Consider the following 19,950-nt stretch of genomic DNA (forward strand, 5'->3'; position numbering starts at 1 on the left):
CGTCCTGCCCCTTCTGCCGTTCGGCTGTGTCGCGTCAGTCGCGCAGCGTCGCCCCGAGCCGCTCGGTCGCGAGCGCGACGCCCGCGAGCTTCGCCTCGGTCGCCTCGGCCGCGGTCAGCGTGCGATCGGCGGCCCGGAAGCGCAGCGCGAGCGTGATCGACTTGCTGCCCTCGGGCACGCCCTGGCCGCGGTAGTCGTCGACGAGGCGCACGTGCTCGAGCAGCTCGCCGGCGCCCTCGGTGACCGCCGCCACGACGTCCGCGGCGGGCACTCCCGCGTCGACGACGAGCGAGAGGTCCTGCGTCGCCGCCGGCTGCGTGCGGATCGGGGTCGCCGACCGGTGCACGTCCGAGAGCTCGATGAGCGCATCGACGTCGATCTCGGCGACCGCGACGACGCGGGGCAGGTCGAGCACGGCGGCGAGCGCCGGCAGCAGCTCGCCGGCGTGACCGACGACCGCGCCCGCGACGCGCAGCTCGGCGGTGCGTCCCGGGTGCAGCGCGGGGTGCGAGCCCTGCACGACCTCGAGCGCGGCGCCGGCCGACAGCGCGATCTGGCGCGCCGCATCCAGCGCGTCGCCGAGGCCCGCCGCGACGGAGGCCTGCCCGGGCTGCTTGTCGACCGTGTCGCCGAGGGCGAGGAAGCCGACGCGCCAGCCCTGCGGCGGGATGGCGTCGTTCAGCTCGGCGAGCACCTCGTCGCTCGGGCGCGCGGCGCCGGCGGGGATGCCGTCGGTGCCGTAGGCGCGCCCGCTCTCGGGCAGGAACACCGTGCCGACCTCGTAGATCGCGAGATCGGTGAGACCGCGGCCGAGGTTGCGGCGTGCGACGTCGACGAGACCCGGCAGCAGGCTGCGGCGCAGCAGCGCCGCCTCGCCGTCGAGCGCGTTCGCGAGCTTCACGGCGGCCGCACCGGGCGTGAAGGCGTCGATCTGCGCGCGCGAGTGGAAGGGGTAGGCCTGCACCTCGGTCGCGCCCGCGTCGGCGAGCCCCTGGGCGATGCCGCGGCGCAGACGCTGCGCACGAGTCAGCCCGCGCCCGGGCGGGGCCACGGGCAGCACCGACGGGATCTCGCCGTAGCCGACGATGCGCGCGACCTCCTCGACGAGCGTCGGCCCGTCGGTCAGGTCGGGGCGCCAGCTCGGCGGGGTGACGGTCGCGGTCGACGTCAGCGCGAGCTCGCCCTGCACCTCGACGGCCGCACCGATCAGCTCGAGCGTCGCGACGACCTGCTCAACCGTGTAGTCGACACCGACGATGCGGCTCGGCAGGTCGAGCGCGAACTCGATCGGGGCGGGCACGACCGCCTCGCCCGCATCCACGCCCAGCTCGTCGATCGTGCCGCCGGCCAGCTCGACCAGCAGCTGCGCCACGCGCGCCGCGGCGAGCGGGGTGACGCGCGGATCGACGCCGCGCTCGAGGCGCTTCGCCGCCTCGCTCGGCAACTTGTGCCGGCGCGCGGTGCGGGCGATCGAGATCGGATCCCAGTTGATCGCCTCGATGAGCACGTCGGTCGTGGCATCCGAGATCTCGGTCGCCGCGCCGCCCATGACGCCGGCGAGCGCGACGGCGCCCGACTCGTCGGCCACGACGAGGTCCTGCGGGTCGAGCTTGCGGGTCACCGCGTCGAGCGTCTCGAGGGCCTCCCCCGGCTGCGCGCGACGCAGCGTGATGCCACCCGCGATCTTCGCCAGGTCGAAGCCGTGGATCGGCTGGCCCAGCTCGAGCATCACGTAGTTCGTCACGTCGACCGCGAGCGAGATCGAGCGGATGCCGGCGAGACGCAGGCGGGAGCGCATCCACGACGGCGTCGGGCGGGTCGGGTCGATGCCGCGCACGACGCGGAAGGCGATGACCGAGGCGCCCTGGCGCCCGCGGATCGGCGCGCTGTCGTCGAGCGTGACCGGGAATCCGTGCGCCGCCACCGGCTCGACCGCGTCGGCCGGGTCGCGGAAGCTCGCGCCGGTCGCGTGCGAGTACTCGCGGGCGACGCCGCGGATCGAGAAGGCGTAGCCGCGGTCGGGCGTCACGTTGATCTCGACCGCCGCGTCGTCGAGGCCCAGCAGCGCGAGCGCATCCGTGCCCGGCTCGGGGTCGAGGCCCAGCTCGACCAGGCGCAGGATGCCGTCGTGCTCGTCGCCGAGACCGAGCTCGCGCGTCGAGGCGATCATGCCGTCGGAGACGTGGCCGTAGGTCTTGCGCGCGGCGATCGGGAACGGTCCCGGCAGCACGGCGCCCGGCAGGGTCACGACGACCTTGTCGCCGACGCCGAAGTTGTGGGCGCCGCAGACGATGCCGCGCGGTTCGGCCTCGCCGACATCCACCTGGCACCAGTTGATCGTCTTGCCGTTCTTCTGCGGCTCGGGCTCGAGGCTCAGCACCTGGCCGACGACGACCGGACCGGTCACCTCGGCCGCGTGGACGTCCTCCTCCTCGAAGCCGACGCTCACGAGCGCCGCATGAACGTGCTCGAGCGTCGCGTCCTCGGGCAGCGCGACCCAGTCGCGCAGCCAGCTCAGCGGAATACGCATCAGACCACCATCCCGAACTGCTGCGAGAAGCGCACGTCGCCCTCGACCATGTCGCGCATGTCGTTCATGTCGTTGCGGAACTGCAGGGTGCGCTCGATGCCCATGCCGAAGGCGAAGCCCTGGTACTCCTCGGGATCGATGCCCGCCGCACGCAGCACGTTGCGGTTCACCATGCCGCAGCCGCCCCACTCGACCCAGCGCGCGCCGCCCTTGGCGTTCGGCTGCCAGACGTCCATCTCGGCGCTCGGCTCCGTGAAGGGGAAGAAGTTCGGGCGCAGGCGGATCTGCGCGCCCTCGCCGAACATCGCGTGCGCGAGGTGCTCGAGCGTGCCGCGCAGGTGCGCCATCGTGAGGCCCTTGTCGATCGCGATGCCCTCGACCTGCTGGAAGACGGGGGTGTGCGTCGCGTCGAGCTCGTCGGTGCGGTAGACGCGGCCCGGGGCCACGACATAGAGCGGCAGCGGCCGGCTCAGCAGCGAGCGGATCTGCACGGGGCTGGTGTGCGTGCGCAGCACCAGGTGGCGCTCGACCGGCTCGACGAAGAAGGTGTCCTGCATGGCGCGGGCCGGGTGGTCTTCGTCGAAGTTCAGCGAGTCGAAGTTGAACCACTCGTGCTCGAGCTCGGGGCCTTCGCCGATCTCCCAGCCCATGCCGGTGAAGACGTCGGCGATGTCCTCCTGCAGCAGGCTGAGGGGATGCCGGGCGCCCGTGCGGCGACGGCTCGGCACCGCCGTCACGTCGACGGCCTCGGCCGCGAGGCGCTGCTGCTCCTCGGCGGCCAGCACGACCGACTCCTGCGCGGCGAGGGCCTGGTTGACGCGGGCGCGGGCCTGACCGACGAGCTTGCCGGCGGCAGCCTTCTCGCTGCCCGGCAGGTCGCGGATCGCGCCGTTCAGTCGGGCGAGCGGCGAGTGCTCGGCGGTGTGCTCGGTGCGGGCGGAGCGGAGGGCGGTCGAGTCGCCGGCCGCGGAGATGGCCGCGAGCGCGGCATCCACCGCCTCCGCGACCGCCTGCTCGGTGATCTGGGGGGTGTCGGACACGAGAATCGAGTCTAACGACGCGCGGCGGGCCGGTCGCCGTCCGGCGATCCTGCCCGCCGCGCGCGGAGGGTGTTCGGCTGAGGCGCTAGATGCCGCCGGCGCCGGTGCCGCCGGCGTCGGGGTTCGCCAGGCGCATCACCGATGTGCCGGTCGGGAAGCCGGCCAGCCCGTCATCTCCGTCGCCGCCCTTGCGTCCGCCCTTGCGCCCGCCGCCGCGCAGGCGCACCTCGAGCAGCTTCGCGAAGCCCGCGAGCACGAGGCAGAGCGCGATGTAGATCGAGCCCATGACGATCGCGGAGGGGATGATCGGCGAGCCGTACTGCAGCTGCGTTCCGTAGAACTTCGCGAGGTACAGCAGCTCCTGGTAGGTGACGATGAAGCCGAGCGCGGTGTCCTTGAGCACGACCACGAGCTGCGCCACGATGATCGGCAGCATCGCGCGCACCGCCTGCGGCAGCAGGATCATGCGCATCAGCTGCCCCTTGCGCAGGCCGATCGCCATGCCGGCCTCGCGCTGGCCTTTGGGAAGTGACTCGACGCCCGCACGGAAGATCTCGGCGAAGACGGCGCCGTTGTACAGCGTGAGACCCGCGACCACCGCGATGAACGGCGTGAGGCGGATGCCGATGGTCGGCAGGCCGTAGTAGAAGAGCATCATCAGGATCAGCAGCGGGATCGCGCGGAAGAGCTCGGTGATCAGCATCACCGGCACCCGCACCGCGGCGTGATCGCTGAGTCGCCCCATCGCCAGCACGAATCCGAGCACGATCGCCAGCACGCCGCCGACGGCGAAGGCGGCGAGGGTGCGGGCGAGGGCGGCGAGGATGTCGTTCCACACCAGCGCGTACCCGAAGATCGACCACTTCTGGGCCGAGAACTGCCCTGTGACGGCGAAGCGGTAGACGATGAATCCGAGGATCACCGCGACCACCACCACGGTGATGGCGCCGATGACGACCTGGCGCCGGCGCGCCCGGGGGCCGGGGGTGTCGAAGAGCACCGAGCTCATCGGGCCAGCCTCCACTTCTTCTCGAGGGCGCGTTGCGCCCAGGACAGCAACGCGGCCAGCGCGATGAAGATGACCGCCACCCAGAGCAGCACGACCAGCTGCGGCTCGCCGCGCTCGGAGAGGTAGGCGCGGATCGCGCCCGCGTCGAGCACCGAGAAGCCGGCCGCGATGGTCGTGTTCTTCAGCAGCGCGATGAAGACGTTCATGAGCGGCGGGATGATCGCGCGGAACGCCTGGGGCAGCACGACCAGCGTCATCGACTGGCCGAAGGTGAGCCCGATGGCCCGCGCCGCCTCCGCCTGGCCGAGCGGAACCGTGTTGATTCCGGAGCGCAGCGCTTCGGCGACGTAGGTGGCCGTATAGAGCGACAGCGCGATGATCGCGAGCACGATGTAGTCGGCGCGCGGCAGCCCGAGCTTCGGGTAGCCGAAGACGAAGAAGAAGAAGATCAGCGTCAGCGGGGTGTTGCGCACGAGGTTGACGTAGATGGTGCCCAACGCGCGCATCGGCGCGACGGGTGAGACCCGGAAGGAGCCGACGATGGTCCCGAGCACCAGGGCGATGAGCCCCGACGCGAAGAACATGATCAGCGTGTTGCGGAACCCCGTCACGAAGATGTCGAGGTTGTCGAGCAGCACGTTCACGCGCGCTCCTTCCGGTGCGATCGAATGGTGGATGCGGGGCGGCGCCGCCTCGGCGCCGCCCCGCCGTGCCGACTACTGGTAGTCGTCGACCTCGGGCTGGTCGACCTTGGTGCCGGAGGCGCCCAGGGTCGCGTCGTAGATGCCCGTCCAGACCTCGCTGCCGTCGGTGAAGGTCTTGTTGATGAAGTGGCGCAGTGCCGAGTCGCCCTTCGGCAGGCCGACGCCGTACTTCTCGGTGCTGAACGGCTTGCCGACGACCTCGAGGTCGTCCGGAGCCTGCGCGGCGTAGCCGATGAGGATCGCCTCGTCGGTGGTCACCGCGTCGACGCTGCCGTCGTTGAGCGCGTCGACGCACTGCGAGTAGGTGTCGAACTCGGTCGTCTTGGTGTCGGGGAAGTTCGCCTTGATGTTCTGGATCGGCGTCGAGCCCGTCGCCGAGCAGACGGTCTTGCCGGCGAGGTCCTTCTCGGACTTGATCTCGGTGTTGCCCTTCTTCACCAGCAGACCCTGGCCCGTGACGAAGTAGGGGCCGGCGAAGTCGATCTGCTGCTTGCGGGCATCCGTGATCGAGTAGGTGCCGACGTAGTAGTCGATGTCGCCGTTCACGATCGCCGACTCGCGGTTCGCGCTCGGGATCGCCTTGAACTCGATCTGCTTCTCGCTGAAGCCGAGCGACGCGGCGATCCACTTGGCGATCTCGATGTCGAAACCGGAGCGCTTGCCGGTGGCCGCGTCCAGGAAGCCGAGGTTCGGCTGGTCCTCCTTGACGCCGACCGTGATCTTGCCGGCGGCCTTGGCCTTGTCGTACGTCGGGCTTCCGGTCAGATCGACGTTGTCCGCGACCGTGTACAGGTCCTTCGGCGGCTCGGAGGCGTCTCCGCCGCCGGCCGAAGGCGGGGCGCCCTGGGCGCATCCCGCCAATGTCAGTGCCGCCGCGGCGGCCGTCGCGACGATCGCGACGCTCCACTTCTTGCGCATGCTGTGTTCCTCTCCTCGGTGCGGACCGGGTCACGGTCCGGAGTCTCTGGTCGGGTTGCCGCCCCTTGTGGGGCGGGTGGTGCTGCCACGGCCTCCGTCGTCGGAGCCGGGACGTCAGCGAGGCGGACGCGATCCGCCTCGGAATCAGTGGGTGAGGATCTTCGACAGGAAGTCCTTGGCGCGGTCGGACTCCGGGTTCGTGAAGAAGTCCTCGGGCTTGCGGTCTTCGACGATCTGCCCGTCGGCCATGAAGACGACGCGGTCGGCGGCCTTGCGAGCGAAGCCCATCTCGTGGGTGACGACGATCATCGTCATGCCCTCCTTGGCCAGCTGGACCATGGTGTCGAGCACCTCGTTGATCATCTCCGGGTCGAGGGCCGATGTCGGCTCGTCGAACAGGATGAGCTGCGGGTCCATCGCGAGGGCGCGGGCGATCGCGACGCGCTGCTGCTGACCGCCCGAGAGCTGAGCGGGGAGCTTCTTCGCCTGGTTGGCGACGCCGACGCGGTCGAGCAGCTCCATGGCGCGCTTCTCGGCCTCCGCCTTGCTCTTGCCGCGCACCTTGATGGGACCGAGCGTGACGTTCTCGAGGATCGTCTTGTGCGCGAAGAGGTTGAACGACTGGAACACCATGCCGACGTCGGCCCGCAGCCTCGCGAGCGCGGCGCCCTCACTGGGAAGCGGGGTACCGCCGATGGTGATCGTGCCGTCGTCGATCGTCTCCAGGCGGTTGATCGCGCGGCAGAGGGTCGACTTGCCCGATCCGGACGGGCCGATCACGACGACGACCTCGCCCTTGGCGACCGTCGTCGAGATGTTCTTCAGAACATGCAGATCGCCGTAGTGCTTGTTGACGGAATCGAGGACGACCAGAGGTTCCATCTAGACAGACAAGCAGACCCCCGCATGAGGGGCAATCCCCGACGCACAACGTAACCAGGCCGTAACGCAGATCCGACATGTGTCGGCGAGATCGGATGCCGTCGGCGGCATGAATCGACAGCGGCGGCGGTCGGCGGCCGTCGCGTCAGGCCCGCGCGCGCTGCGCGAAGGCACTCTGGTAGAGGCAGACCGAGGCGGCCGTCGCCAGGTTCATCGACTCGGCGTGACCGTAGATCGGCACCCTCACCGAGGCATCGGCGAGGGCGACGTGCTCGTCGAGCAGACCCCGGGCCTCGTTGCCGAAGAGCCACGCCGTCGGCTCGGCCAGGCGCTCCCCCAGGTCGGGCAGCTCTCCCCCGTCGATGTCGGCGGCCAGGATCGTCACGCCGGCAGCGCGCAGCCGGTCGAGGGTCGGCTCCAGCTCGAGATCCTGGACGATCGGCAAGTGGAACAGCGAACCCGTGGTCGAGCGCACGACCTTCGGGTTGTACATGTCGACGCTGCGGCCGGTCAGCAGCACCGCATCGGCGCCGGCGGCGTCGGCGGCGCGGATGATCGTGCCGGCGTTGCCGGGATCGCGGATCTCCTCGAGCACGGCGACGAGTCGCGGGCCGGCGGCGAGCACCGCATCCAGGTCGGAGCTGAGGTGGCGGGCCGTCGCGACAACGCCCTGCGGGGTGACCGTGTCGGCCATCGCCTCGAGCACGTTGTCGCGCACGGGCTGGGCTTCGACACCCTGGGCGGCGGCGAGCGCGATGAGATCGGCGAGGCGGTCCTGCACCGAGACGCTCACGTAGAGGTCGACGAGCAGTTCGGGGCGATAGCGCAGCGCCTCGTCCACGGCCTGAGGGCCTTCGAGCAGGAAGAGGCCGGTGTCGGCGCGGGCGCCGCGCTTGGCGAGCTTCGCCACGGCGCGCACCCGCGGCGAACGCGGATTGTCGATCACGGTCGGCATCGTAACGAAGACCGGCGGCGGGAACGCGAACGGCGCGCATCCCCCGAGAGGAATGCGCGCCGTTCGTGTCGTTCTCTGCGTGGTCGTCAGACGGTCACGGGATGCCGAGCATCAGCTCATGCGGCGTCGGCCTTGGCGTTGACGTCGGCCGGGAGCGCCTTCTTGGCGGTCTCGACGAGCGCCGCGAAGGTCGCCGCGTCGTTGACCGCGAGCTCCGCGAGGATGCGACGGTCGACCTCGACACCGGCGAGACCCAGACCCTGGATCAGGCGGTTGTAGGTGAGGCCGTTCGCACGCGACGCGGCGTTGATGCGCTGGATCCAGAGGCGGCGGAACTCGCCCTTCTTGGCGCGACGGTCGCGGTAGGCGTAGACGAGCGAGTGAGTGACCTGCTCCTTGGCCTTGCGGTAGAGGCGCGATCGCTGACCGCGGTATCCCTCTGCGCGCTCGAGGATGACCCGGCGCTTCTTGTGGGCGTTGACTGCGCGCTTGACACGTGCCATTTCAGTTCGTCCTTAAATCCGTAGCCGGGCTTACTTGCCCAGGAGCTTCTTGATGACCTTGGCGTCCTGCGGAGCGAGGACGACGTCGCGGTTGAGGCGACGGGTGAGCTCGCTCGACTTGCGCTCGAGGTTGTGGCGCATGCCCGCGCCCTGCTTCACGACCTTGCCGGTGCCGGTGAGGCGGAACCGCTTCTTCGCACCCGAGTGCGTCTTCTGCTTAGGCATTCTCTTCCTTCGTGTTCTCCTCGGCGGAAACCTCCGCCGACGTCTCGGCCGCCTCGGCGGCTTCGGTCTGGGGCCCGCGACGGCGCTCGGCGCGGCGGGCGTTGGCCTCGGCCTTCGCATCGACCTTGCTCTTCAGCGGGCCGATGATCATGACCATGTTGCGACCGTCGATGGTCGGGGTCGACTCGATGGTGCCGAACTCGGCCACATCCTCGGCGAAGCGCTGCAGGAGGCGCACTCCCTGCTCCGGGCGCGACTGCTCGCGTCCGCGGAAGAGGATCATGGCCTTGACCTTGTCGCCTTCCTTCAGGAAGCCCTCGGCGCGCTTGCGCTTGGTCTCGTAGTCGTGCTTGTCGATCTTGAGGCGGAAGCGGACCTCCTTGAGGACCGTGTTCGCCTGGTTGCGCCGGGCCTCCTTGGCCTTCTGCGCCGCCTCGTACTTGAACTTGCCGTAGTCCATGATCTTGACCACGGGCGGGCGCGAGTTGGGGGCGACCTCGACCAGGTCGAGTTCAGCCTCCTGGGCGAGCTTCAGTGCCTGCTCGATGCGCACGACACCGACCTGCTCGCCACCGGGTCCGACGAGGCGCACCTCGGGAACTCGGATGCGCTCGTTCGTTCTGGGATCGCTGATGCGGAACTCCTTACGACGGGATGCTGCGTGCTCCGCTCCGTCCAGGCGGACGGGGCGCATCGAAAGGAGGAGAATGAACTCTTCATCGGTCGCGAGCGACCGCATCACCCTTGCGCTGCCGGACGGATCCGACGGAGTGAAAACGACCCGGCACCTCTGCAGAAGCGCGGTGCGGGTGGGAGCGGAACTCCTCTTTCGAACCGGGGAGACCCCGGAGCCTCGTCGATGATAGCAGGCTTCCGCCCGGCGCGGGCGTCGGCGGCCGGTGAGACGGCGCACGAGCGAATAGGCTCGGTGGGTGACCGACGCGCCCCATGCCCACGACGACCACTCGGTCGACCACGACTCCGCCGACCACGGGGCGGAGACCAGCTTCTCCTACTCCGCCGACGACGAGATCCGCGACATCTCCGAGGTGCCGGCCGTCGAGCTGATCAACACGGTCGCGGTGCACCTCATGAGCGCCGCCGCCGTCAAGCTCGGTCTCGGCGACGGACCGGATGCGGCACGCGAGCTCGACCTCGACGAGGCGCGCAAGCTCATCACCTCGCTTGCCGGGCTGATCACGGCCGCCGCCCCCGAGGTCTCCGACTCTCACGCCCGCCCGCTGCGCGACGGGCTCCGTTCGCTGCAGCTGGCGTTCCGCGAGGCCTCGCCGATCCCCGACCCGATCGGCAAGGGACCCGGCGAGAAGTGGACCGGGCCGGTCACCTGAGCCCGGCGCAGCTCGTCTAGCCGACCACCCGGACTGCGAGCGAATCCACCCGCTCGGCGAGCAGCGCATCCGCACTCCACTTCGCGCCGAGCCTCTGCAGCACCGCCGCACGCTCGGCGTCGGCGAGTTCCTCGGAGAGCGCGACCGCGACGAGCAGCTCGGGTCCGGCGAGCCGCGCATCCGCGTCGCCGGACAGCGCGCGGATGCCGAGCACGGCCGGCTCGTCGGCCGTCGCCGCCTCGAGTGCGGCAGCGATCGCCGGATCCTCGTCGGCCGGCACGAAGGCGGCCTCGAGGGCGAGGGCCGCGAGATGGCTCCGGCGCAGGCCGAACTCGGTCGGCGTCGTCGGGTCGAGCACGACCCGGTCGGTCCCCTCGCCCGCCGCCGCGATCGCGACCCGGCGGGCCTCGACCGGAACGGGACGCGCGACGGGATTCCAGGCCTGCATGGCCGCGACGCCGGTGAACGCGGGCAGCACGGGGCCGCCATCCGGACCGGCGACCGTCACGAGCGACAGCTCCTGGGTCTTGTCGACGAGCTGGCCGTGCGCGCCGATCCCCTCGTCGCCGCGTTCGACGAGCAGCGGCACGAGCAGGCGCACGGGGCGCAGCGCCTCGATCACCTCCTGCACGCCGACCTCCCGCGCGCGGAAGCGCTGGATCGACTCGATCAGCCGCGGATCGGCGCTGCCGTCGTCACCCGCCGCCGGGTTCGGCTCGAACGACCTCCCCGCGAAGGGGACGCCCGCCGAATCCGCGTGCGGCGTCATCCGGTCAGATCCCGGCGACGTCGAGCGCCTCGGCCAGCGTGAATGCGCCGGCGTAGAGCGCCTTGCCGACGATCGCGCCCTCGATGCCCGACGGCACGAGCTCGCGCAGCGCGGCGATGTCGTCGAGGTTCGAGATGCCGCCGGAGGCGACCACCGGCTTGTCGGTGCGCTCGGCGACCTGCTGCAGCAGCTCCAGGTTCGGCCCGCGCAGCGTGCCGTCCTTCGTGACGTCGGTCACGACGTAGCGGGCGCAGCCGGCGTCTTCGAGGCGGTCGAGCACCGTCCACAGGTCGCCGCCGTCGCGGGTCCAGCCGCGCGCGGCGAGCGTCGTGCCGCGCACGTCGAGGCCGACGGCGATCGCCTCGCCGTACTCGGCTATCACGTGAGCGGCCCATTCGGGGTTCTCGAGGGCGGCGGTGCCGAGGTTGATGCGCTTGGCGCCGGTCGCGAGCGCCGCCTCGAGGCTGGCGTCGTCACGGATGCCGCCTGACAGCTCGACGTTCAGCTCGCGCGGCACGCTCTTGATGACCCGCTTGATGACGGCGCGGTTGTCGCCGCGGCCGAAGGCGGCATCCAGGTCGACCAGGTGGATCCACTCGGCCCCCTGCTCGACCCACACCCCGGCGGCCTCGACCGGGTCGCCGTAGTCGGTCTCGCTGCCGGCCTCGCCCTGGGTGAGGCGCACGGCCTTGCCGTCGGCGACGTCGACCGCGGGCAGGAGGGTGAGACGCGGGGCGGAGTTGAACTCGGTCATTGCGGGTGGATCCTCGGGATGTCGGTCGTGCGGTCGGTCAGTCGGTGGTGCGGGGATGCGGGCCGCGGCGCCCCGGACGGACGCACGCGACCCACCGGGTCAGAGTCGGTCGATCCAGTTGCGCAGCAGGCGGATGCCGGCCTCGCCGGACTTCTCGGGGTGGAACTGCGTCGCCGAGAGCGGGCCGTTCTCCACGGCCGCGAGGAAGCGGCCGCCGTGGTCGGACCAGGTCAGTTTCGGACTCGTGTGCTGCGGCGACTCGGGCAGGTCCCAGCTGCGCGCGGCGTAGGAGTGCACGAAGTAGAAGCGCTCGTCGGCGAGCCCGTCGAAGAGCTGCGAGCCGGTGTCGGGCGCCACTGTGTTCCAGCCCATGTGCGGCAGCACGGGGGCCTCGAGCTCGTCGACCGTGCCGGGCCACTCCCCCAGACCCTCGGCCTCGACGCCGCGCTCGACCCCGCGGTCGAAGAGCACCTGCATGCCGACGCAGATGCCGAGCACCGGGCGGCCGCCGGCGAGACGACGTCCGATCAGCTCGCCTCCGCGCACCTTCTGCAGCGCATCCATGACCGCCGAGAACGCGCCGACGCCGGGCACCAGCAGGCCGTCGGCCTCGAGCACCTTCATGCGGTCGGCCGTCAGCTCGACGTCGGCCCCGGCGGCCTCGAGCGCCTTGACGGCGGAGTGCACATTGCCCGAGCCGTAGTCGAGCACGACGACCGAGGGTCGGGTCACAGGGCGCCCTTGGTCGAGGGCACGCCGGTGACGCGCGGATCGGGCTCGACGGCCTTGCGGAACGCGCGCGCGAAGGCCTTGAACTGCGCCTCGGCGATGTGGTGCGGGTCGCGGCCGGCGAGCACGGTGAGGTGCACGCTGAGTCCGGCGTGGAAGGTGATCGCCTCGAAGACGTGGCGGATCATCGATCCGGTGAAGTGGCCGCCGATGAGGTGCAGCGCGTATCCCTCCGGCTCGCCGCTGTGCACCAGGTACGGGCGCCCGGAGACATCCACGACCGCGCGCGCGAGCGCCTCGTCGAGCGGAACGTGGGCGTCGCCGAAGCGGCCGATGCCCTGCTTGTCGCCGAGCGCCTGACGGATCGCGGTGCCGAGCGTGATGCCGGTGTCCTCGACCGTGTGGTGCACGTCGATGTCGATGTCGCCGGTGGCCTTGACCGTGAGGTCGACCAGCGAGTGCTTCGCGAAGGCGGTGAGCAGGTGGTCGAAGAACGGGACCGAGGTCGAGATCTCGGACTTGCCGGTGCCGTCGAGGTCGAGCGAGAGCTCGATGCTCGACTCGCTCGTCGTGCGGGTCAGCTGCGCGGTGCGGCTCGCGGTCATGCCTGCGATCCTACCGAGGCGCCATCCGCCGTCTCACCGTGCGCCCCGCCCGGCCCGAGTGCCGCGAGCTGCTCGAGGAAGTAGCTCGTCTCCTGCTCGGTGCCCGCCGTCACGCGCAGCGTGTTCGGGATGCCGACGTCGCGGATCAGGATGTCTTTCGCGAACAGCGCGCGGAAGGTGGCCTGAGGGTCGTCGACGCCCCCGAAGAACACGAAGTTCGCACTCGACGGGTAGGGACGGAATCCCAGTCCCGGCAGCTCGGCGACCAGGCGGTCGCGCTGCGCGGCGATGTCGTCGACCATCGCGAGCATCGTCGGGGCGTGCTGCAGGGCCGCGACCGCCGCGGCCTGCGTCAGCGCCGAGAGGTGATAGGGCAGGCGCACCAGGCGCAGCGCGTCGATCACGGCCGGATCGGCGGCGAGGTAGCCGACCCGCGCGCCGGCGAAGGCGAAGGCCTTGCTCATCGTGCGCGAGACCAGGAGCCGCTCGCGTCCGGGCAGCAGGCTCAGAGCGCTCGGCTGGTCCTTCGGCATGAACTCGGCGTAGGCCTCGTCGACGAGCACGATGCCGGGCGCCGCGTCGTAGACGGCCGCGACGACATCCACCCCGAGCGGCGTGCCGGTCGGGTTGTTCGGAGCGCAGAGGAAGACGACATCGGGACGGTGCTCGGCGACCTGCGCCGCCGCCGCCTCGGGCGTGAGCTCGAAGTCGGCGTCGCGCCGGCCGGCGATCCACGTCGTGCCGGTGCCCGAGGCGATGATCGAGTGCATCGAGTACGTGGGCGGGAATCCGAGCAGGCTGCGGCCCGGCCCGCCGAACGCCTGCAGCACGTGCTGCAGCACCTCGTTCGAGCCGTTCGCAGCCCAGATGCTCTCGGGCGTGAGCCCGTGGCCGAGGTACGCGGCGAGGTGCTCCCGCAGTTCGGTGAACTCGCGGTCGGGGTAGCGGTTCACGCCGAGCACGGCGCGGGCGACGGACTCGACCACGTGCTGGGCGACCTCTTCGGGAACCGGATGCGTGTTCTCGTTGACGTTGAGCTGATAGCGCACGGGGGCCTGCGGTGCGCCGTAGGGAGTCTTGCCGCGCAGGTCATCTCGGATCGGGAGCTCGGAGAGCGATGTCACCGCACGAGTCTAGAGCGGCCGCGAGGTGCGCTCCGGCGGACTGACGGGGTGTGACGGCGAGACGGGCGAGCCGGTCTCGTGCGCCGGCGCGGCGCGTGATCCGGCGAGCAGTCCGAGGAACTCGTGCACCTGCTCTGCGGGGATCTCGCACGGCTTGAGCAGCACGCCGGCCTCGGTGCGCCAGATGTTGGCGCTGAGATGGCCGCGGCCGCCGAGTCGCTCCGCCGTGAGGGTCGTGGCACGTCCGCCGGCGTGGTCCGCGCGGATGACACCCCACGGCTCCCCCGCGATCTGCCGGCGCGACCAGCCGAGCGGCAGGGAGTCGAGCGCGGCGAGTTCGCCCGCATCCAGATCGTCGATCACGCGGCCACAGTAAAGGGTCGGGCCCGCGCTCCGTCGGGGGAACGGAGGCGGGCCCGGAGAGGTCGACCGCGAGGGGATGCGGCGACCACGCGATCAGCTGCTGTACTGCGTCGGGATCGCGAGCTGCTGGTTCGGAGCGATGCTGGCCGAGCCGAGCTGGTTGAGCTTGATGATGTCGGCGACGACGTCGCGCGGGTCGCTCTGGGGGGCGATGCGCTCGGCGATGCTCCACAGCGTGTCACCCGCCTGGACGCGCACGTGCTCGAACGTTGTCGACGAGCTGGACGACGTCGCGACCGCGTCGCCGCCGCCGAGCACGAACGCCCCGACGCCGAGCACGAGCGGGATCGCGACGAGGACCGAGAGCACGACCTGACCGCGACGCGTGATGCGCAGGCGGGGCGCCGCGGCGGACGGGGCGAGGGAGATGGTGCTCATGGTGACCTCCTGAGTCTGGACAGCTTCGCGGCCGGCGCTCGGCCGGGAGAGCCGACTGCGAAGCTGTGTTCCGAACATATCTTCTATCGAACACATGTTCAAGCGAATCGTCGGTTTCGGTCTGATAACAGCCCCGGATGCGGCGACACGCTCGAACAGATGTTTGAGCAGACCTTTCGAACCGGATACAGTTCCGAATGTCTGGAGACAGCATCTCGACGACCACCGACATTCGCCGGTACAGGGCGTCGCGAAGCCCGGAACACGAGCAGCGAGCAGCGAGAGGACCGCCCATGAGCGACGCCACCGACCGAGGCGCCAGCGGCGGCACCCGCCGGCGCAAGAGCCTGAGCGAGAAGCAGCTCGCCATCCTCGAGTTCATCTCCCAGCAGGTCGCCACGCGGGGCTATCCGCCGAGCATGCGCGAGATCGGCGACGCCGTCGGGCTGGCCTCGCTCTCGAGCGTGACCCACCAGCTCAACCAGCTCGAGCTCAGCGGCTACCTGCGTCGCGACCCGAATCGCCCGCGCGCCCTCGAGGTGCTGATCGACCTGCCGTCGACGTCGTCGGCGGTCGAGTCCGCACCCACGGTCGGCGACGCCGCGATGGTCCCGCTCGTCGGCCGCATCGCCGCCGGCATCCCGATCACCGCCGACCAGCAGGTCGATGAGGTGTTCCCGCTCCCCCGCCAGCTCGTCGGCAAGGGCGACCTCTTCATGCTCAAGGTGGTGGGCGAGTCGATGATCGACGCGGCAATCTGCGACGGCGACTGGGTCGTGGTGCGCACGCAGAACACGGCCGAGAACGGCGAGATCGTCGCGGCTATGCTCGACGGCGAAGCGACCGTCAAGGTCTTCCGGCAGCGCGACGGCCACACCTGGCTGCTGCCGCGCAACTCGGCCTTCGAGCCGATCCTGGGCGATCAGGCCGAGGTGCTGGGCAAGGTCGTGGCGGTGCTGCGCGCCGTCTGACGCGCGAGGTCACTCCGCGTCGACGTCCTGCTCGCCGTCGAGCAGAGGGATGCCGAACTCCGCGACGACGGAACGCAGCTCCCGCAGATAGCGCTGGGCCTGCTCGGTCAGCGGGATCGCGGAGTGCTCGATCCATCCGATCTCGATGCGATCGTCGACGTCGAGCGGGATGGCGACGATCTCGGGGTTCAGGTCGTCGCTGATGATGCCCGTCGAGATCGTGTAGCCGTCGAGTCCGATCATGAGGTTGAAGATCGTCGCCCGATCGGAGACGCGGATCTCCTGCCGGCTCGAGAGCGTCGAGAGGATCTCCTCGGCGAGGTAGAACGAGTTGTTCGCGGCCTGATCGAAGGTCAGACGCGGCAGGTCAGCCAGGTCGGCGAGCGCGACCCGCTCGCGAGGGACGAGCGGATTCGTGCGGGAGACGAAGATGTGGGGTTCGGCGATGAAGAGCGGTCGGAACACCAGCCCCGAGTCGCGGAGCAGCTTGTCGATCACCTTGCGGTTGAAGTCGTTCCGGTAGAGGATCCCCACCTCGCTGCGCAGCGCGCGGACGTCGTCGATGATGTCCCAGGTGCGGGTCTCGCGCAGCGAGAACTCGTACTCGTCGGCATCGCTCGCGCGCACCATCCGCACGAAGGCGTCGACCGCGAAGGAGTAGTGCTGCGTCGAGATCCCGAGCAGACGCCGCGACGGCGGACGACCGAGGTAGCGGTGCTCGAGGAGGACCACCTGCTCGACGACCTGCCGCGCGTATCCCAGGAACTCGGTTCCATCGGCGGTGAGCGAGACGCCGCGGGCCGAGCGGATGAGCAGGGTGCGGCCGACGCGCGCCTCGAGATCCTTCATCGCCGCCGACATCGTGGGCTGCGCGACGAACAGCTGATCGGCGGCTGCGCTGATCGATCCCTCCGCGGCGACCTCGACGAAGTACTGGAGCTGCTGGAGCGAGATGCGGCTGGAATCGCGTGCCATAGGTTCATTCTATATTTCTGCATAGTCAGAGCGAGTTACCCGATGCCCGCCGATTGCGGGCACGATTCAGATGGATCTGCTGCCCCGTCAGCAGACCAACCGACCGAGGGATGTTCTCCTGTGACTGACGAGTTCGACTACGCGATCACGACGACGCGCTTCGACGAGCACTACGAGCCCGCGGAGACGTCGCGCGTGACGACGAACTTCGCGAATCTGGCGCGCGGCGAGCATCGCCAGCAGAACCTCCGCAACGCCCTGGGCATGATCGACCGCCGCTTCAACGCCCTCGCCGACTGGGACAACGCGACCGGCGATCGCTACTCGGTCGAGCTCGAGATCATCTCGGTCGCGCTGAGATTCGCGGACGCGAGCCAGGATCAGGAGTTCCCGCTGATCGAGATCCTCGACGTGCAGATCCTCGACACCACGACCGGCGAGCGCCGGCACGGCATCGTCGGCAACAACTTCTCGTCGTACGTGCGGGACTACGACTTCAGCGTGCTCCTCCCCTCGCTCACGGCATCCGGTGCGCGGCTGCCGGATGACTTCGGCGTGCTTCACGGCAAGCTGTTCGATCACTTCCTCGCGTCGCGCGCCTACCGCGAGCGCTTCTCCGCTCCCCCGGTGATCTGCATCAGCGTCTCCACCAGCAAGACCTACCGCCGCACCGACAACCGCCATCCCGTGCTCGGCGTCGAGTACCGCAACGACGACGTCTCGTTGACCGACCGGTACTTCGCGAAGATGGGCCTGCGGGCGCGGTTCTTCATGCCGCCGGGGAGCGTGGCGCCGCTCGCGTTCTATCACCGCGGCGATCTGCTGAACGACTACACGGATCTGCAGCTGATCGGCACGATCAGCACGATGGAGGCCTTCCAGCAGATCTACCGGCCCGAGATCTACAACGCGAACTCCACCGCCACTGCGATCTACCGTCCGAGCCTCGAGCAGCAGGATTACTCGCGCACGCAGGTCTCCTACGACCGCGAGGAGCGGAGCCGGCTCGCGTCGACCCAGGGCAAGTACACCGAGGAGCACTTCATGACACCGCACAGGGACGCCCTGGAGCAGTGGGCCGCCACCTACCCGGCGCCGCTCGCATGACCGGCCGTCAGCCGAGCGACAGCGCCCGCCGCCTGCTTCCGACCTCGACGGCGGGCAGCCTCCCCAAGCCCGCCTGGCTCGCCGAACCCGAGAAGCTGTGGTCGCCGTGGCAGCTGCACGGGGACGCCCTGGCCGAGGGCAAGCAGGATGCGCTGCGCATCTCCGTGCACGAGCAGGAGCAGGCCGGAATCGACATCCTCAGCGATGGCGAGCAGACCCGGCAGCACTTCGTCACGACCTTCATCGAGCACCTGAGCGGCGTCGACTTCGAGAACCGCGAGACCGTGCGCATCCGTGACCGCTACGACGCGAGCGTGCCGACCGTCGTCGGCTCCGTCGGCCGTGAGAAGCCCGTCTTCGTCGACGACGCGCGGTTCCTGCGCGCGCAGACCGATCGACCGATCAAGTGGGCGCTGCCCGGGCCGATGACCATGATCGACACCCTCGCCGACCGGCACTACGGCAGCCGCGAGAAGCTGGCGTGGGAGTTCGCGGGGATCCTCAACGAGGAGGCGAAGGAGCTCGAGGCGGCCGGAGTCGACATCATCCAGTTCGACGAGCCTTCGTTCAACGTGTTCTTCGACGACGTGCAGGACTGGGGCGTCGCCGCGTTGGAGCGCGCCGCCGAGGGACTGCGCGCCGAGACGGCCGTGCACATCTGCTACGGCTACGGCATCACCGCGAACACCGACTGGAAGGCCACTCTCGGCGCGGAGTGGCGACAGTACGAGAAGACCTTCCCGATGATCCGGGAGTCGTCGATCGACATCGTCTCCCTCGAGTGCCAGCACTCGCACGTGCCCATGGATCTCATCGAGCTCATCCGCGGCAAGAAGGTCATGCTCGGGGCGATCGACGTGGCGAGCACGGCCGTCGAGTCGGCTGACGAGGTCGCCGACGTCCTGCGGAAGGCACTCGAGTTCGTCGAGCCCGAGCTGTTGATCCCCAGCACGAACTGCGGCATGGCCCCGCTGAGCCGGGAGGTCGCGCAGGGGAAGCTCGCCGCGCTCAGCGCCGGCGCGGACATCGTCCGGCGGGAGCTCGCGCCCCGGGCGGGCTGAGTTCGGACTCGCGCTCAGCGGCGGGGCCGGGTCACCCGGGCGTCGTCGCGGAAGTCGTCGCGGCTGCCGTCGACCGACGTCGGCGCAGCTCGGCGATCCACCAGACCGCCACGACGAGCACGAGCACGGCTGCCCCGGAGCCGATCGTCACGCGCGCGACCGAGAAGACGAGCGCGGGACTGAACGGCGCGATGCCGGCTGTCATCCCGAGAACCCAGCGGAGGAGACCGCCGACTCCCGCAGCGATCACCGGCGCCGTCAGCGCGGCGACGCGGATGCCCGTTGAACGCTCACGCGGAACGGCCGGGGAACCCGGAACGGCCGAGGCACCCGGAGCGCCCGCGGCGCCGATGTCCGCGCGACGCAGCGCCCGCAGCGCGACGACCGCCAGCACCGCGAGACCCAGCACCGAACTCGCGTGCTGCGCCCACTTGTCGACGGCGAGCGGTCCGACCGGCGCTCCCCAGGCGGGCCAGAGGGCGGCCAGGCCCTCGGCATGCGTGAACCAGTCCCAGCCGAGATGCGTCAGCACGCCGAGCACGGCCGCGAGCACGGTCAGCGCGACGAAGACCGGGACCCCGCCGCGCGTGCGCCGCGCACTGCTGCCGATCGACTCGAACGGGAAGGGCAGGCGGCGTCGGAGCGCGGACGGTGCGAGCGCGACGAGAGGCGCGCGCAGCATCCACCACCACAGCGCCAGCGCCGAGAGTGCGAACAGCGGATCGACCGTCACGGCGCCGAGCAGCGAGTGACTCAGCTCGCGCGGGAACGGCACCGGCGCGAAGTACGGCAGGTCCGGCGCGACGGCGCCCGCCGCGACGGCCGCGACCGGAAGCGGCGACCGCCGCGCGAGCAGGGCGACGGCGGCGTGACTGGGCGTGAAGGGCACGGCTCAGTATGGGACGCCGCGGCTGAACGCATCGAGCCGCCCGATCGGGC

Annotated in this window: 23 protein-coding genes; 4 read left to right on the forward strand and 19 right to left on the reverse strand. The window is 70.3% G+C overall.

Annotated features, from left to right (window positions below):
- Positions 1-34 precede the first annotated feature (34 nt).
- From pheT to infC, 10 genes are all read right to left on the reverse strand, one after another.
- Positions 35-2,530, reverse strand: coding sequence for a phenylalanine--tRNA ligase subunit beta (gene pheT / locus FJ657_RS11995; protein WP_141163830.1), 2,496 nt, complete (start codon positions 2,528-2,530; stop codon positions 35-37).
- The gene (pheS, locus tag FJ657_RS12000; RefSeq protein WP_141163831.1) at positions 2,530-3,570 is read right to left on the reverse strand and encodes a phenylalanine--tRNA ligase subunit alpha; all 1,041 of its coding nucleotides are present in this window, start codon (positions 3,568-3,570) and stop codon (positions 2,530-2,532) included. Before pheS ends, pheT begins: the two co-directional genes overlap by 1 nt.
- 85 nt (positions 3,571-3,655) lie before the next feature.
- Positions 3,656-4,579 carry an amino acid ABC transporter permease gene (locus FJ657_RS12005; RefSeq protein WP_141163832.1) on the reverse strand — a complete coding sequence of 308 codons (924 nt, stop codon included), beginning with the start codon at positions 4,577-4,579 and terminating at the stop codon, positions 3,656-3,658.
- Complete coding sequence (locus FJ657_RS12010; RefSeq protein ID WP_141163833.1) at positions 4,576-5,223, reverse strand: amino acid ABC transporter permease; 648 nt, start codon at positions 5,221-5,223, stop codon at positions 4,576-4,578. The genes FJ657_RS12005 and FJ657_RS12010 overlap by 4 nt, the downstream gene beginning before the upstream one ends.
- Before the next feature lie 72 nt (positions 5,224-5,295).
- The gene (locus tag FJ657_RS12015) at positions 5,296-6,201 is read right to left on the reverse strand and encodes a glutamate ABC transporter substrate-binding protein (RefSeq protein ID WP_141163834.1); all 906 of its coding nucleotides are present in this window, start codon (positions 6,199-6,201) and stop codon (positions 5,296-5,298) included.
- Positions 6,202-6,345: 144 nt separating this feature from the next.
- Positions 6,346-7,083, reverse strand: a complete 738-nt coding sequence (locus FJ657_RS12020) for an amino acid ABC transporter ATP-binding protein (protein ID WP_141163835.1) — start codon at positions 7,081-7,083, stop codon at positions 6,346-6,348.
- A gap of 145 nt (positions 7,084-7,228) precedes the next feature.
- Positions 7,229-8,029, reverse strand: a complete 801-nt coding sequence (locus FJ657_RS12025; protein ID WP_141163836.1) for a TrmH family RNA methyltransferase — start codon at positions 8,027-8,029, stop codon at positions 7,229-7,231.
- A gap of 125 nt (positions 8,030-8,154) precedes the next feature.
- Entirely contained in the window at positions 8,155-8,541 is a 387-nt protein-coding gene (gene rplT / locus FJ657_RS12030; protein ID WP_141163837.1) for a 50S ribosomal protein L20, read from the reverse strand.
- A gap of 30 nt (positions 8,542-8,571) precedes the next feature.
- Entirely contained in the window at positions 8,572-8,766 is a 195-nt protein-coding gene (gene rpmI, locus FJ657_RS12035) for a 50S ribosomal protein L35 (RefSeq protein WP_141146150.1), read from the reverse strand.
- The gene (gene infC / locus FJ657_RS12040; protein ID WP_141164028.1) at positions 8,759-9,460 is read right to left on the reverse strand and encodes a translation initiation factor IF-3; all 702 of its coding nucleotides are present in this window, start codon (positions 9,458-9,460) and stop codon (positions 8,759-8,761) included. Before infC ends, rpmI begins: the two co-directional genes overlap by 8 nt.
- Positions 9,461-9,698: 238 nt before the next feature.
- Between infC and FJ657_RS12045 the strand changes: the two genes are divergently transcribed.
- Entirely contained in the window at positions 9,699-10,115 is a 417-nt protein-coding gene (locus tag FJ657_RS12045) for a DUF1844 domain-containing protein (RefSeq protein ID WP_219995902.1), read from the forward strand.
- Between the two features lie 16 nt (positions 10,116-10,131).
- Here the strand turns inward: FJ657_RS12045 and FJ657_RS12050 are convergent, their stop codons facing one another.
- The 7 genes from FJ657_RS12050 to FJ657_RS12080 all read right to left on the reverse strand — a co-directional run bounded on the left by FJ657_RS12050 (position 10,132) and on the right by FJ657_RS12080 (position 14,897).
- A complete protein-coding gene (locus FJ657_RS12050) occupies positions 10,132-10,884 on the reverse strand; it encodes an SseB family protein (RefSeq protein ID WP_141163838.1) in 753 nt (250 codons plus the stop codon).
- 4 nt (positions 10,885-10,888) lie between these two features.
- Complete coding sequence (gene priA / locus FJ657_RS12055) at positions 10,889-11,638, reverse strand: bifunctional 1-(5-phosphoribosyl)-5-((5-phosphoribosylamino)methylideneamino)imidazole-4-carboxamide isomerase/phosphoribosylanthranilate isomerase PriA (protein WP_141163839.1); 750 nt, start codon at positions 11,636-11,638, stop codon at positions 10,889-10,891.
- Positions 11,639-11,737: 99 nt separating this feature from the next.
- The gene (hisH, locus tag FJ657_RS12060) at positions 11,738-12,370 is read right to left on the reverse strand and encodes an imidazole glycerol phosphate synthase subunit HisH (protein WP_141163840.1); all 633 of its coding nucleotides are present in this window, start codon (positions 12,368-12,370) and stop codon (positions 11,738-11,740) included.
- Positions 12,367-12,972, reverse strand: a complete 606-nt coding sequence (hisB, locus tag FJ657_RS12065) for an imidazoleglycerol-phosphate dehydratase HisB (protein ID WP_141163841.1) — start codon at positions 12,970-12,972, stop codon at positions 12,367-12,369. The genes hisH and hisB overlap by 4 nt, the downstream gene beginning before the upstream one ends.
- The gene (locus FJ657_RS12070) at positions 12,969-14,096 is read right to left on the reverse strand and encodes a histidinol-phosphate transaminase (protein ID WP_141163842.1); all 1,128 of its coding nucleotides are present in this window, start codon (positions 14,094-14,096) and stop codon (positions 12,969-12,971) included. The genes hisB and FJ657_RS12070 overlap by 4 nt, the downstream gene beginning before the upstream one ends.
- Positions 14,097-14,105: 9 nt before the next feature.
- The gene (locus FJ657_RS12075; protein WP_141163843.1) at positions 14,106-14,459 is read right to left on the reverse strand and encodes a hypothetical protein; all 354 of its coding nucleotides are present in this window, start codon (positions 14,457-14,459) and stop codon (positions 14,106-14,108) included.
- 93 nt (positions 14,460-14,552) lie between these two features.
- Positions 14,553-14,897, reverse strand: a complete 345-nt coding sequence (locus tag FJ657_RS12080; protein WP_141163844.1) for a LysM peptidoglycan-binding domain-containing protein — start codon at positions 14,895-14,897, stop codon at positions 14,553-14,555.
- 293 nt (positions 14,898-15,190) lie between these two features.
- Here FJ657_RS12080 and lexA point away from each other — a divergent pair, with 293 nt between their 5' ends.
- Positions 15,191-15,868, forward strand: coding sequence for a transcriptional repressor LexA (lexA, locus tag FJ657_RS12085; protein WP_141163845.1), 678 nt, complete (start codon positions 15,191-15,193; stop codon positions 15,866-15,868).
- 9 nt (positions 15,869-15,877) lie between these two features.
- Here the strand turns inward: lexA and FJ657_RS12090 are convergent, their stop codons facing one another.
- Positions 15,878-16,843 carry a LysR family transcriptional regulator gene (locus FJ657_RS12090; protein WP_141163846.1) on the reverse strand — a complete coding sequence of 322 codons (966 nt, stop codon included), beginning with the start codon at positions 16,841-16,843 and terminating at the stop codon, positions 15,878-15,880.
- A 120-nt stretch (positions 16,844-16,963) separates the two neighbouring features.
- On the opposite strand from FJ657_RS12090, the gene FJ657_RS12095 reads away from it, so the two are divergent.
- Together FJ657_RS12095 and FJ657_RS12100 are read left to right on the forward strand one after the other, a co-directional pair.
- Entirely contained in the window at positions 16,964-17,950 is a 987-nt protein-coding gene (locus tag FJ657_RS12095; protein ID WP_141163847.1) for a putative oxygenase MesX, read from the forward strand.
- On the forward strand, positions 17,947-19,011 hold the full coding sequence (locus FJ657_RS12100) for a methionine synthase (RefSeq protein ID WP_141163848.1): 1,065 nt from the start codon (positions 17,947-17,949) through the stop codon (positions 19,009-19,011). The genes FJ657_RS12095 and FJ657_RS12100 overlap by 4 nt, the downstream gene beginning before the upstream one ends.
- A 31-nt stretch (positions 19,012-19,042) precedes the next feature.
- Here FJ657_RS12100 and FJ657_RS12105 read toward each other — a convergent pair whose 3' ends face one another.
- Complete coding sequence (locus FJ657_RS12105) at positions 19,043-19,900, reverse strand: DUF4184 family protein (RefSeq protein WP_141163849.1); 858 nt, start codon at positions 19,898-19,900, stop codon at positions 19,043-19,045.
- Positions 19,901-19,950: the final 50 nt, after the last annotated feature.

Source organism: Schumannella soli, from assembly GCF_006517435.1.
Lineage (GTDB): Bacteria > Actinomycetota > Actinomycetes > Actinomycetales > Microbacteriaceae > Schumannella > Schumannella soli.